The sequence below is a fragment of the Pseudoalteromonas sp. TAE56 genome (genome assembly GCF_000497955.1).
Lineage (GTDB): Bacteria > Pseudomonadota > Gammaproteobacteria > Enterobacterales > Alteromonadaceae > Pseudoalteromonas.
Window position 1 is genome coordinate 63151 of record NZ_AUTN01000069.1, and the last position, 12799, is coordinate 75949.

Annotated in this window: 12 protein-coding genes; 3 read left to right on the forward strand and 9 right to left on the reverse strand. The window is 38.8% G+C overall.

The window, feature by feature from the left end:
* Positions 1-8: 8 nt before the first annotated feature.
* From clpB to rluD, 3 genes are all read right to left on the reverse strand, one after another.
* Positions 9-2585, reverse strand: coding sequence for an ATP-dependent chaperone ClpB (gene clpB / locus L656_RS0105470; RefSeq protein ID WP_024598436.1), 2577 nt, complete (start codon positions 2583-2585; stop codon positions 9-11).
* 96 nt (positions 2586-2681) lie between these two features.
* The gene (pgeF, locus tag L656_RS0105475) at positions 2682-3413 is read right to left on the reverse strand and encodes a peptidoglycan editing factor PgeF (RefSeq protein WP_024598437.1); all 732 of its coding nucleotides are present in this window, start codon (positions 3411-3413) and stop codon (positions 2682-2684) included.
* Positions 3413-4390, reverse strand: coding sequence for a 23S rRNA pseudouridine(1911/1915/1917) synthase RluD (gene rluD, locus L656_RS0105480; RefSeq protein ID WP_002962209.1), 978 nt, complete (start codon positions 4388-4390; stop codon positions 3413-3415). Before rluD ends, pgeF begins: the two co-directional genes overlap by 1 nt.
* Before the next feature lie 141 nt (positions 4391-4531).
* On the opposite strand from rluD, the gene L656_RS0105485 reads away from it, so the two are divergent.
* Complete coding sequence (locus L656_RS0105485; protein WP_024598438.1) at positions 4532-5296, forward strand: outer membrane protein assembly factor BamD; 765 nt, start codon at positions 4532-4534, stop codon at positions 5294-5296.
* Positions 5297-5345: 49 nt separating this feature from the next.
* Here the strand turns inward: L656_RS0105485 and glnB are convergent, their stop codons facing one another.
* Entirely contained in the window at positions 5346-5684 is a 339-nt protein-coding gene (gene glnB, locus L656_RS0105490; RefSeq protein ID WP_008166582.1) for a nitrogen regulatory protein P-II, read from the reverse strand.
* Between the two features lie 160 nt (positions 5685-5844).
* Here glnB and L656_RS0105495 point away from each other — a divergent pair, with 160 nt between their 5' ends.
* Positions 5845-6396 (forward strand): GspH/FimT family pseudopilin, encoded by a 552-nt coding sequence (locus tag L656_RS0105495; RefSeq protein ID WP_024598439.1) that lies wholly within the window; start codon positions 5845-5847, stop codon positions 6394-6396.
* Between the two features lie 79 nt (positions 6397-6475).
* Positions 6476-7006, forward strand: coding sequence for a GspH/FimT family pseudopilin (locus L656_RS0105500; protein WP_024598440.1), 531 nt, complete (start codon positions 6476-6478; stop codon positions 7004-7006).
* 6 nt (positions 7007-7012) lie between these two features.
* Here L656_RS0105500 and L656_RS0105505 read toward each other — a convergent pair whose 3' ends face one another.
* The 5 genes from L656_RS0105505 to pilV all read right to left on the reverse strand — a co-directional run bounded on the left by L656_RS0105505 (position 7013) and on the right by pilV (position 12650).
* The gene (locus L656_RS0105505) at positions 7013-7429 is read right to left on the reverse strand and encodes a type IV pilin protein (RefSeq protein WP_024598441.1); all 417 of its coding nucleotides are present in this window, start codon (positions 7427-7429) and stop codon (positions 7013-7015) included.
* Positions 7430-7438: 9 nt separating this feature from the next.
* Positions 7439-10600, reverse strand: coding sequence for a pilus assembly protein (locus L656_RS0105510; protein WP_024598442.1), 3162 nt, complete (start codon positions 10598-10600; stop codon positions 7439-7441).
* Position 10601: 1 nt separating this feature from the next.
* On the reverse strand, positions 10602-11105 hold the full coding sequence (locus tag L656_RS0105515; RefSeq protein ID WP_024589418.1) for a hypothetical protein: 504 nt from the start codon (positions 11103-11105) through the stop codon (positions 10602-10604).
* Positions 11093-12088, reverse strand: a complete 996-nt coding sequence (locus L656_RS0105520) for a PilW family protein (RefSeq protein WP_024598443.1) — start codon at positions 12086-12088, stop codon at positions 11093-11095. The genes L656_RS0105515 and L656_RS0105520 overlap by 13 nt, the downstream gene beginning before the upstream one ends.
* 1 nt (position 12089) lies before the next feature.
* The gene (gene pilV / locus L656_RS0105525) at positions 12090-12650 is read right to left on the reverse strand and encodes a type IV pilus modification protein PilV (protein WP_024598444.1); all 561 of its coding nucleotides are present in this window, start codon (positions 12648-12650) and stop codon (positions 12090-12092) included.
* Positions 12651-12799: the final 149 nt, after the last annotated feature.

Here is a 12799-nt window from a genome sequence, read left to right on the forward strand (position 1 = left end):
ATTTGCAATTAACGCTTAGTAAATACCAAGCCTTCATCATTTGCGTCGATAACAATCACGCAACCAGGTATGTAGTCTCCATTAAGTAGCTTTTGTGCCAGTGGGTTTTCTATCGTTTGTTGGATAGCCCGCTTAAGCGGACGTGCACCGTACACAGGATCAAACCCACTTGCTGCAATTCGCTCAAGAGCCGCATCACTTATTTCAAGCAGATACCCCATCTCTGTTAAACGCTCACGTAATTTCATTAACTGAATATCAGCTATTTCTTTTATGTGCTCGTTAGCTAATGGGTGGAACACGACCGTCTCGTCTATACGGTTAATAAACTCAGGCCTAAACTCATTAATTAATACTTCCATTACTTTAGCTTTAAGAGTCGTATAGTCATTATTACCCGCTTGCTCTTGGATAATATCTGAGCCTAAGTTTGAGGTCATAATAATAACGGTATTTTTAAAATCAACCGTTCTACCTTGTCCGTCAGTTAATCGGCCATCATCTAATACTTGCAGTAAAATATTAAACACATCAGGATGTGCTTTTTCTATTTCATCAAGCAATATCACTGAGTAAGGTTTACGACGTACGGCCTCCGTTAAATAACCGCCCTCTTCGTAACCTACATAACCTGGAGGTGCCCCTACTAAGCGTGCAACTGAATGTTTTTCCATAAACTCAGACATGTCGATACGCACCATGGCATCTTCGGTATCAAACATAAAACCAGCCAGTGCTTTTGTCAGCTCTGTTTTACCCACACCTGTCGGGCCTAAAAATAAGAAAGAACCAATAGGACGGTTAGGATCTGCAAGCCCGGCACGCGAGCGGCGTATTGCGTTAGAAACAGCAACAACCGCCTCATCTTGCCCTATTACTTTACTGTGTAACTTATCTTCCATTTGCAGCAGCTTTTCACGCTCACCTTGTAGCATTCTTGCAACAGGAATACCTGTCCAGCGAGACAGTATTTCAGCAATTTCATCCTCACCTACTTGGTTTTTAAGCAGAGTCATTTCTTGCATTTCGGCTTGTGAGGCTAAATCAAGTTTTCGTTCAAGCTCTGGAATTCGCCCATATTGCAGCTCTGACATACGCTGTAAATCACTTGCTCTTCGCGCTACATCTAAATCTAATCTTGCTTGTTCAAGCTCGGCTTTAATTACTTGCGTGCCTTGAAGTGATGCTTTTTCAGCATTCCATATCTCGTCTAGCTCGCGGTATTGGCCGTCAAGGTCGGTGATCAATTCTTGCATTTCAGCTCGACGTTTTTGGCTTGCTTCGTCTTTTTCTTTCGCTAGCGCATTATCTTCTAACTTAAGTTGAATAATACGGCGTTCGAGTTTATCTAATGACTCTGGTTTTGAATCAATTTGTAATCGAATTGAAGAACCCGCTTCGTCTATTAAATCAATCGCTTTATCAGGTAACTGACGATCGCTAATATAACGATGAGATAACTGCGCCGCAGCAACAATCGCGGGATCAGTAATTTCTACTGAATGGTGTAGCTCATATCGCTCTTTTAGGCCTCGCAATATCGCGATGGTATCTTCAACCGATGGCTCTTCAATAAGTACCTTTTGAAATCGACGCTCAAGAGCTGCGTCTTTTTCTATGTATTTACGATATTCATCAAGCGTGGTTGCGCCTACGCAGTGTAATTCACCGCGTGCTAATGCTGGCTTTAACATATTGCCTGCATCCATTGCGCCATCACTTTTTCCTGCACCCACAATAGTATGTATTTCATCAATAAATAAAATGACTTGGCCTTCTTCTTTAGCCAATTCGTTTAATACTGATTTTAGACGTTCTTCAAATTCGCCACGGTATTTAGCACCCGCAACTAACGCACCTAAATCAAGTGATAGTACGCGTTTGTTTTTTAATCCTTCAGGTACTTCACCGTTAATAATACGCTGTGCTAACCCCTCCGCGATTGCTGTTTTACCAACACCCGGTTCACCGATTAATACAGGGTTATTTTTAGTACGGCGTTGTAATACCTGAATCGTGCGGCGAATTTCGTCATCGCGACCAATAACGGGGTCAAGCTTACCTTGCTCAGCTCGCTCAGTTAGATCAATCGTGAACTTTTCAAGCGCTTGACGTGTTTCTTCGGCATTTGGGTCATCAACTTTTTGGCCGCCGCGAATCGCTTTAATTGCAGTTTCAATTTTGGTCGAGGTAATATTTAACGACCTAAATATATCGCCAAGTGGACCTTTATCATCGCATGCCGCCAGTACAAATAATTCACTTGAAATATATTTGTCTTTGCGTTTTTGCGCGTACTTATCACATAGGTTAATAAGTGATGCCATATTATTTGATAGCTGAACGTCACCACCGACACCTTCGACCTTAAATAATTTTTCTATTTCTTGTGAAAGCTTGGTGTTGAGTTCGTCAGCGCTGACACCCGTTTGTGCAAATAATGCACGTACACTAGAGCCACTTTGCTTTAGTAGTGAATACATTAAATGTACGGGTTCAATAAATTGATGATCGCGGCCAAGGGCTAGCGATTGCGCATCAGAGAGCGCAGATTGAAATTTACTTGTAAATCTATCTAAACGCATGGTGTTACCTATTAAATAATCTAATTGCTTAATTAATGGGTATGTTTAGGTGTTTGTTCAAGGTGTAGGGGGAAATATAATGATTAAAGATACTAATTACTTGCGCCAGATCAAACTTGCCATACGTCCGGTTTGTCCATCCCGTCGATAAGAAAAAAATAAGTCACTTTGAGAGACTGTACAATAGTCGCCGCCTGTAATATTTTTAACGCCTTGCTGGGTAAGGAAAGTACGCGCAATACCATAAATATCAGCAAGATATTTGCCATTAGCTTGTGGTGTAAATGCTTGAATAAATGAAGAAGACCTTTTTTGAAATAACTCAAGCACTTCAGCCCCAACCTCAAATTGAGTTGGCCCAATTGCAGGCCCTAGCCACGCACTTATGTTTTCATACTTTGAGCTAAAACATTCTAAAGTATTTTTAATAATTCCCTGCTCAAGCCCTCGCCAGCCGCCATGTATAGCTGCAACTTCCTTTTCATCATCACTCACTAATAAAATAGGCAAGCAATCGGCAGTCATTATAGCCAAAGGCTGATTTAATAACTGAGTATAAAGCGCATCAGCATTGTGTAACTCATCAAAATCAAAATGCTCATCAACAATAACAACATTAGAGCTATGAACTTGATTTAGCCACACGGCAGGTTTAGGTAAGTGTTTGGTTAATAGTGAGCGGTTTTTTGATACATGATTTTGATTATCACCAACATGGAATCCCAAATTAAAACTTTTAAATGGGATTTTTGAAATACCACCCCCACAAGTAGTACTTAACGTTCCTACTTTATGAAGGTTTTGCCATGTCGCTGACAATAAGTGCATTATCTATCGATATCAGGGTTAGCTTTAGTATCTTCACGTAGTGCATGTGTCATCGCAACCATATCGTCTGGGATAGGTGCTTGCCATGTCATCATTTCACCGGTGATTGGGTGCGCAATACTCAATTTTACAGCATGTAGTGCTTGGCGTCTAAAGCTACGAAGTAACTCAAATAATTCAGGTGTTGCACCTTTAGGTGGACGCGGACGGCCGCCATAAGATTGGTCGCCAATTAGCGGGTGATTTAAATGTGCCATGTGCACACGAATCTGGTGAGTACGACCTGTTTCTAAGCGCAGACGTAAACGAGTATGAGCACGGAATTTTTCAGCAACACGGTAATGTGTAATTGCCGGTTTACCCAGTTCATGTACTGCCATATGAGTACGCTGAGTCGGATGGCGGCCAATCGCTTTTTCAACCATACCACCTGCGGTCATAGTGCCATTACACAGTGCTTCATATTCACGCGTGAAGTTTTCACGCTTTTGTAGCGCGGTTACTAAATGCGTTTGTGCTGGAATCGTTTTAGCTACAACCATTAAACCGGTCGTGTCCTTATCTAAACGATGCACAATACCTGCGCGTGGCACGTTAATTATTTCAGGGTAGTAATGTAGTAATGCGTTTAGCACTGTTCCATTAGGGTTACCCGCACCAGGGTGAACCACTAGGCCCATTGGTTTATTAATTACCAAAATATCATCGTCTTCATAAACAATGTTTAATTTGATATCTTGTGCTTCGTATTCGCGTGGTGCTTCAATTGTTGTTTCAACACTTACAACTTCACCACCTAGTAGCTTTTCGCGTGGAGTGTTGAAAATTTCACCGTCTACGGTGATTTTATCATCCAATATCCACGTTTTTATACGAGAACGTGAATAATCAGGGAACAATTGTGCTAATACTTGGTCTAGACGTTTACCACCTAATTCGGTTGGAACGTCGGCTTGAAGAGAAATTTGCTCTGACATTAGTAACTTTACCCAATTTACCAGTGCAAGCTTTGCTCGACTGGGTTAGAATCGCTTTTAATAAAAGCATAATATAATACGCATAGTTTACTCGGTTTTACCGACTTGGCCTAGCCGAAGACATCGAAGGTAACAAATAAAATGATAAATAAAATAGGGAAACGTGCATTTGCCATTGTTTTTTCAGTTTCTGTACTTAGTTTAGGCGCTTGTTCGTCTGCTCCAGACCAAGAAGACATTCAACGTGTACCGAATAAATCTGCACACGCTTTATATGAAGATGCAAAAGAAACACTAGATTCTGGCCTATATGCTCGTGCAATCGAACTTTTGAGTGCAATAGACTCTCGCTACCCGTTTGGGCCATTCTCTAAACAAGTACAAATGGACTTAGTGTATGCACATTACCAATCAGGTAATACTGAACAAGCACTTGCAACCATTGACCGCTTTATTCGCTTAAATCCAAACCATAAAGACCTAGATTACATGTATTACATGCGTGGTTTAGTAAACATTAAAGCTGATAAAAATGCGTTCCAAGAATACTTTGGTGTAGATAGAGCAGACCGTGATGCTAACCGTACTCGTGTTGCATTTACCGATTTATCAACACTAGTAAAACGCTTTCCGAAAAGTGATTACGCACCTGAAGCTAAGCGTCGTTTAGTATGGCTTCTAAATCGTATGGCTCGTTATGAATTGAAAGTAGCCACTTACTATTATGAGCGTGAAGCTTATTTAGCTGCTGCTAATAGAGGTAAATTTGTTGTTGAACATTACTCACAAAGCAGTTACTTAGATCCAGCGCTTGAAATGATGGAAAAAAGTTACAATCAATTAGGCTTAACTGAGCTTAGTGAGCACGCAAAGCAAACAAGAAGACTAAATAAAAGAACTAAATAAATAAAAAAGGCGCTTACTAAGCGCCTTTTTACTACATAGAAAAACAAGCTTAAATCGCTTCTTCATCTTCCTCAGCAGTACGAATACGTATTACACGCTCAACATCAGTGACAAATATTTTACCATCACCGATTTTTCCTGTTTGCGCCGTTTTTACAATAACTTCAATTGCACGATCTACATTTTCATCAGTCAATACAATATCAAGTTTAACCTTAGGTAAAAAATCCACCATATATTCTGCGCCACGGTATAGCTCAGTATGACCTTTTTGACGTCCAAAGCCTTTAACTTCGCTTACCGTCATACCTGTAATACCCACGTCAGACAGTGCTTCACGCACATCATCTAACTTAAAAGGTTTGATAATTGCTTCTATTTTTTTCATATTAATTACTTTTGAAAGCTCCAGTTGTCTCGATTTTAGACAATCATGATGCTCATAGCAAACAAAGCGATTGAATTACGGTGATAAAACAACCGATCATGGTATAATTTATTGTATAAAAATAGCGATACTTAAATGACTAGCAGTAAATGAGATTAATATGAAAAACAAACAAAACGGATTCACTCTTTTAGAACTCATGGTAACCGTTGCTATCGTTGGGATCATTGCATCCATTGCTATCTGGAATAGCAGCGATATGCTAGAAGAAAATAGAGCTGAGAATTTTTTGTTGGAATTAAAAAGAAGCATTACTTATGCTCGCTCTCAAGCAGCAAGTACGGATGAAATAGTAATTCTATGTCCCGCACAAGAAGGCGCTATTAAACAAGCCAATGATGAATTTGAATGTCAACAAGAATGGGACACGAATAAAATCATTGTTGTTTTTGTTGATGCTGATAACAATGGAAGTTATAACGTAGCTAACGATGCCTTGCTGAGAGTTATAGAGGATATTCCTACAACTGATAGCCTTAGTTATAGTGGTGACGAGACAAATCTTCGTTTTAATACTAGTGGTCGTATTACAACAAATCCTGGAGACTTTATCTATTGCCCTAATAATGATAATGAAAATAACAAAGCTTTAACAGTATCTCAATCTGGTACTTCTTTTTATACTGGTGATACAGCTCAGACTTGCGATTAAAAAACATACAAATTCATCTTGTCATATTTGTATCATTTACTAGACTGAGTTAATCATTTATTAACTCAGGTCTTCAAGGATGAGATTATCAATATCAAAAAACAAGGGAGTGACACTTCTTGAATTAATGGTTTCGATTGCTGTTGTCAGTGTAATCAGTCAATTATCGATGTGGTTTTATCCAGACTTCTTGGCTAAAAACCGATTAGATAACCATGTGAATCTACTACACCGAAATATAAATTATGGCCGCCTTTACGCAATTGAAAATGGTACCTACGTCACGCTTTGCGCACTAAAAAGCAGTCAATGTACAAAGGACGAGTGGGATGGTCAAATGTCACTATTTATCGACAAAGATAAATCAACGACTCTAGATGATGATGAGTTACTCTTAAGCACTTTCGAGGATGTTCATGATGCTGATACTTTAGAGTATCCGCGCAACGCCATTACATTTCGTCCAGATGGCTCTTTAAATGGTTTTCAAAATGGAACTTTTATATATTGCCCCAATAGCAATAAAGCCAATCTCGAAGGATTGGCTTTATCTGTAAGTCAAACAGGTAGAATTCGCATCAAATCAACTGATAAGTGTCAGAAGAAGTAATCTTGGCTATCGACCCCAGCAATAGTCAACATCTGAGTCTCCTTTAGACCCTTTTGCACCTTTGAGGCCTGTGTCAGTAATTGTAAGCTCTTTACAATCATTATCGCCTTTTACAGCACCGTCTATAGGTTTAGCTGTAATAGTGAAGGTATTGCTATCGACTACACTTATAGATAGTTCAAAATGGCCATTTTCGGTTTTACTTTGCAATCCTAAATCAGTAAATGTCTCTGTATATTCCCTATTATCGACAAAATACTGCTCCTCCTTATTTGCAGCATCTAACAATGCTGCAGCCGCTTCAGCGCGCGAAGCCCGCTTTACATATTCAGTATAGTTAGGCAGCGCAATTGAAGCGAGTATGCCGACGATAGCAACGGCTATCATCAGCTCAATTAAGGTAAACCCGTGTTGTTTTTTCATTTAATTTCCTTAATTATTAACTTCGTCATTTTCTTCACGTTTATAGATATATGTTTGTTGGGTTTTAAAGCCAAATCCTACAGCATCGTCATTAACTAACACAACTTTACCATCAACGACAGTTAAACCAGGACCTTTTATTTCTACAGGTTTCATTGGATTTTCCGCATTTTCACCTTTGATACCAGGCCCAATTAAATAAAACTGACTTTCTTGTATTACGTCAACTGTTGGGTCGTCATCACATTTACCATCGCCATTACCATCTACACATGAAGGGCTTTCACCAAAGTATAACTGAGGTGTATCTGGTACATCATAGCTGGTTGTAAATTTAAGGTCGTCATACACCTTAGTACCGTAATGTAAGTGAAAAGCGTATAAAGAACCACCACCACCACTTAGCGAACATTGATTTTCAGTCGATGTATCTGATGCAGGTGTGAAGCTTGTAAAATAAGCAACACCTCCAACAACGGTAGCAGCAGCTAGCGACTTTTNCCAGCCATTAAATTTAGCTAAATCGACTTCCAAATCAACAAAATCATCAACGTCATCTAACGCATTACCAAATGGATCTGAGTTCATTTGCATCAAATCAGCAGGTACAATAGTATCTGGAGCATTCGTTTTATATGATTTACTAACCGTATTTTCATCTCTGATCATAAACAATTGATCTTTTTCATTGGTACCAGTTGGTTTTGAGCGATTACCACTGCCGATAACTATGGCATCATACGGTGTATCTAAGCGTGTTATAACGGTGCTGCCATTAACTGTTGACTCGCTTACTTTGCTATAAATTGTACGTGCTACGAGTGGTTTATAGAAAAAGCGTCGGTCCTCAGTTGCTTTATTACTACCAAGCTCAGCTAATTTAAAGTGGCTAAACTCGCTAGTATTACTACCAGGCATATCTACGCGCCAAATATCACCTCCGGTATCTGCCGCATAAATTCGGTCTATATATCCATCATAATCTGAGTCGAGTGTCGTTATATTAGCCGCAATACTGTGTTTACCTTTAAAGCCATTAATATCGGGTGTTAATGCCCACACCCTTTTACCGGTTTCAGCTTCAACAATATAGATACCTCGCCCTATATTATCTTCACTACGTATAGCGGCGTCTTTATTAGTGTCATAACCAGCACCAAAAACTAATAAGGGTTTATCCCCAAAGGCTTTAATGTAGGCTATTTGTGGCTTTGACCATGTTTGCGCAAGCTCTTTAAAATCACCTTTACCACCTTCGATTGGAGCGTCCCATAATTTTTTCGGTATATTCGGGTTTGTTATGTCAAGTCCATAGTAATTTTTACCACCGCGACGCATTCCTGCAAAAGCCCACACTTTATCGTCGCCACTCGCATCAATAATACCGTCATTTAAACCATCACTATTTAAGTTTTTATTATCAAAGTAAATACTAATAGGACCGTCCATACCATATACTTTCGTATCGGCTTGATTTTCACGTAGAGGTTCAATAATGTTGTATAAAGCAGACGGTATAAATGCCCAACTTTCACTTACGCTATCATCTGAATCCTTAAACATATGTAAAAAGCCAGCATTAGTTCCTATTAAAACTCGAATATCATCATTACCATAATCGATTGCAACAGGTTTAGAATGCAGAGGATCACCGAAAATGTCTTTACGTTGATCAACGCTAGAACCATCAGCATCTTCATCATCAACGTCTATACCCATAGCCCACTTGATATCATTGCTCGATAAACTTAGCGGATTGTTATCGACTAAATTGAGAATATCACTCACAACTGAGGTATTGAAATTTACTATAGAACCCTGATTATCAGTGTATAAATTACGACTATCTGAATCTAATGTTGTTAAATGAAGGTTAACACCGCCTTGTGCTACTAAGTTACCATCTGCGAGCTCATCGCTTGGTAACCAAAAAGTTCTTGCACTTTCATCTATTAAGCCACTTTCATCAAGTGCCGAAAGCCCTTTAGAGTCAACAATTTGACTTCCAGATACTTTTAACTTTTTTAGATTACCGCGCCAACGAGCACCCGTTTCAGGGTAAAACATCGCGAAATAAATAGCATCACGACTACGAGTTTGATCTACGTTATTACTAGCTACTGACGGCGAAGAAAAGCTATCGTTTACTTCTCTAATTCTCGAAATCGTATTTTTTAATGCCTCTGATAAAGCTTCTGAAGTTCGAGCTTCTAAGTACTGCCCACCACCAACTGATGCAGCTTTCTCTAGCAAGTCAATGCCGCCATCACTCATTCCTGTACCAAAGCCAATGGTGAACACTCTGCCAGTATCTAATACATCACTTGTATCGGAGTATAAATCTACTTTTGTATTATTTGTTCCGTGTATTATTTTTGCTAAAGCAACTAAATAACTATCAGAATAATCACCAGTTACAAAAGGAGCTGAATCACTAAATAAGTTATTATGGACCGTTTGTATATAATTATTTCGTCCACTATCGTTAGTAGGGTCACCATCTGTCATCAAAATAATATTAATTGAGTTATCGCACCTGAGAGGGTCTCCTGCTTCTTTTTTAAATGGTGACTTATAAGTGCCACTCGCATCAGCAGCTTTATCTCTGTTATTAACCCCGTATCCAAAGTCAAGATTTTGACCAGTAATATATCTATATGCCTCCCATAATGTTTCAGTTAAAGGCGTTGCGCCACTTGCAGGTAAATCGTCAACTTCATTGAGTAGAGTGTTTTTGTTAGCACCAAGCCTTGCTAATACATAACCACCTGAGCTTTCTTTAAATCTCATTAAACCAAAGTCAATATCATCATTATCGGTAATAAGTTGGCTAACTGCATTTTTTGCCACTAATAAGCGACTATCCTCACAAACAGCTTGAGCATATCCATTTACAGATTTATAGCACTGTTGTGTATAATTGAAATAAGTCTGGCTTTTAAAACAATCAGATGTATAAAACTGTCCATTTTGATAACGGCGATAACACTGGCCACCATCTACAACATCCCAAGCCATACTCCCTGATGTATCAAATATCATTAACACTCTTGGATTTTCGTCTGTCTCTACATCATGATTTACATAAAGCTCAATATCCTCAGCGAATACCGACATACTTATTGTTAAGCCAAGCAAAGAGGCTAACACTTTGTTTAATTTAAATTTCATCTTAAATCCCCTTGCTTACGCTGGCCATTTCTTGTGCTATACCTGTAACAATAGTTAGTTCATGCTTACTTTTAGATCCATATTCTATTGTGGTGGCGACCTGCAACATATTGCACGATATACCTGCTGTAAAATTAAAACGTCGAGGACATTCTAAATCTAGCGCCCCCTTGTTCAGGTTAGTCATTTTGCTTTGCATATCTGCATGATTTGCAATCACCATACCTTTGTCATCACCATCCGCGATTGCAGTTACTTCATCTGGAGTCAGGAAGAACTGATTATTAGCGCCTTGATTTGCCTCATCAGAGATCATGCGCTGCACTTCACCAATGAGTTCATTTTCGGCTACTTCGCGCTCTTGTGCTGCATTGGTAATTTTAATATCAATACTACTACTGCTCATAAGTGTTACAGCAATACCGGTCACTGCAATAACCATTATTAAAGCTGTAATTAGAACTACACCTTGCTGTTTTTTTTGTGATTGTTTTAAATACGCCATAAATTTGATCCAACATTATTTAATCGAATAGTAGTAGTAAATACAGTACGTCTGAAATTATCGGTAAATGTTAATACACGCTTATCTTCATCTTCACCTAATGTATAAGTTTGGTTTTTAATTTTAACTCCTGGATCTGGCTGCAATGCGCGTATTAATAAAAATACCTGAACAGTTAAAATACCTTTACGATTTTCCCAATCTGTATGCTTCATATCTTGAATACTTCGGTAGGTATCTACACGATTGTCACTGTTAGTATCAAGACCAAAAACAAACCGCATATTCTCAACACCTTCCATAATAGTTTCTGTGTTGATATTTCCAGCAACCAGGCGCTTTCTCATTAATGCAGGTACAGTTAAATTCTTATTATTAACTTTATAAGTTTGTTCTGATAGATAATAAACATGATGGCTATAAGGCCAAACAGTTGCATTAACATTAAGAGTTGCAGCGTTAACCGTTCCACGGAAAAATTGAGCTTTCTCTTGCTCAGCTACAAAGTAATTTTCATCGGCCTGAGTCTCATTAGTTACTGCACTAACTGTTAAACTCTTGCCTTGTAAAAATTTTAATTGAATAATATCAGTGCTTTTAATCGGATTATTTAGACAGTTAAGCTCTTTTGATTCGCCAGCAACCTTTGCGTAAATAGTTCTAAAATTACTAGCTGTAGCAAAATCAGGGAAACTCCCATTATTTAATCCTTCAAAACAGTCTGTTCCAGGGTTTGCTAGTGTATCTGTGTTTATTGCGGTGAACGAATCGTCATAATAAGTTCCCCAAAAGCCAATTTGTTCAATATCACGTTGCATTATGTTAATTGCAAGGCGCCCTGATTCTTGAAGTTCACCAATAGTCATCGTATCTTTAGTGGTTACTTTCATACCTATATAGGTGAACATAACGCCACCTAGTATTAATCCACCAATAAATAATGAAATCATCATTTCTACAAGTGTAAAACCTTTTTGCTTCATGTTAGCTCCTAAGGTAAATGTAACTAGTTAATACAACTAAGCGGCGCTTTTTGTCAGCCGTTCCACACTTTATAGCGCCAGTAGCATCATTTGCATTAAACTCTTGTCGACCTTGCCACGAAACAATTACTTCTAAATTAAATGCTTTACCACCCGAACCAGCAACTGCGGTAGGTGCAATACATACGGTAGCACCATCTAAAGTTCCCGTATTTTCTCGAGCTCTTATAGCTCTTTTCCACTGCTCAAGATCTAACGCCGCAACTTGCGCTGCGCTACAAGTGTTTGTAAAGCACGCCTGCGAGGTTGTAGTAGCAGTTTCACTATCAAATGTCTGTGTATATAGTCCCGCTATTTGAGGAGTATCGTTGGCACGAATACGCTGCACAATATCATTACCAAGTGCAACTGCAGCAGCTCGCTGCATAGAATCAAAGCTTGCTTGCTTTGCTTTTGCTTGCAAGGCAACTGCGCCTAACAGGCCAAAACTAAGAATAATAAATGCAATTAACACTTCAATTAGAGTGAAGCCTCTTTGCACTTTTGTTTGAGATGACTGCATAGTAAAACCAAATAAAAATTATCTGATTATAAGTTTATGCTATTTATTTTAGGAATCAATGAGGACTAAGACAAGCGGTTATATTTGTTGATAAACGGTTAATTAAATCGACTCATTCAACAAAACAGTAGTAATTAAACGTAAATGCA

Coding starts and splice junctions, on each gene's coding strand:
- L656_RS0105485 (WP_024598438.1), top strand. CDS start 4,532: ATGATAAATAAAATAGGGAAACGTGCATTTGCCATTGTTTTTTCAGTT.
- pgeF (WP_024598437.1), bottom strand. CDS start 3,413: ATGCACTTATTGTCAGCGACATGGCAAAACCTTCATAAAGTAGGAACG.
- L656_RS0105520 (WP_024598443.1), bottom strand. CDS start 12,088: ATGAAGCAAAAAGGTTTTACACTTGTAGAAATGATGATTTCATTATTT.
- glnB (WP_008166582.1), bottom strand. CDS start 5,684: ATGAAAAAAATAGAAGCAATTATCAAACCTTTTAAGTTAGATGATGTG.
- L656_RS0105505 (WP_024598441.1), bottom strand. CDS start 7,429: ATGAAAAAACAACACGGGTTTACCTTAATTGAGCTGATGATAGCCGTT.
- L656_RS0105500 (WP_024598440.1), top strand. CDS start 6,476: ATGAGATTATCAATATCAAAAAACAAGGGAGTGACACTTCTTGAATTA.
- L656_RS0105515 (WP_024589418.1), bottom strand. CDS start 11,105: ATGGCGTATTTAAAACAATCACAAAAAAAACAGCAAGGTGTAGTTCTA.
- pilV (WP_024598444.1), bottom strand. CDS start 12,650: ATGCAGTCATCTCAAACAAAAGTGCAAAGAGGCTTCACTCTAATTGAA.
- clpB (WP_024598436.1), bottom strand. CDS start 2,585: ATGCGTTTAGATAGATTTACAAGTAAATTTCAATCTGCGCTCTCTGAT.
- rluD (WP_002962209.1), bottom strand. CDS start 4,390: ATGTCAGAGCAAATTTCTCTTCAAGCCGACGTTCCAACCGAATTAGGT.
- L656_RS0105495 (WP_024598439.1), top strand. CDS start 5,845: ATGAAAAACAAACAAAACGGATTCACTCTTTTAGAACTCATGGTAACC.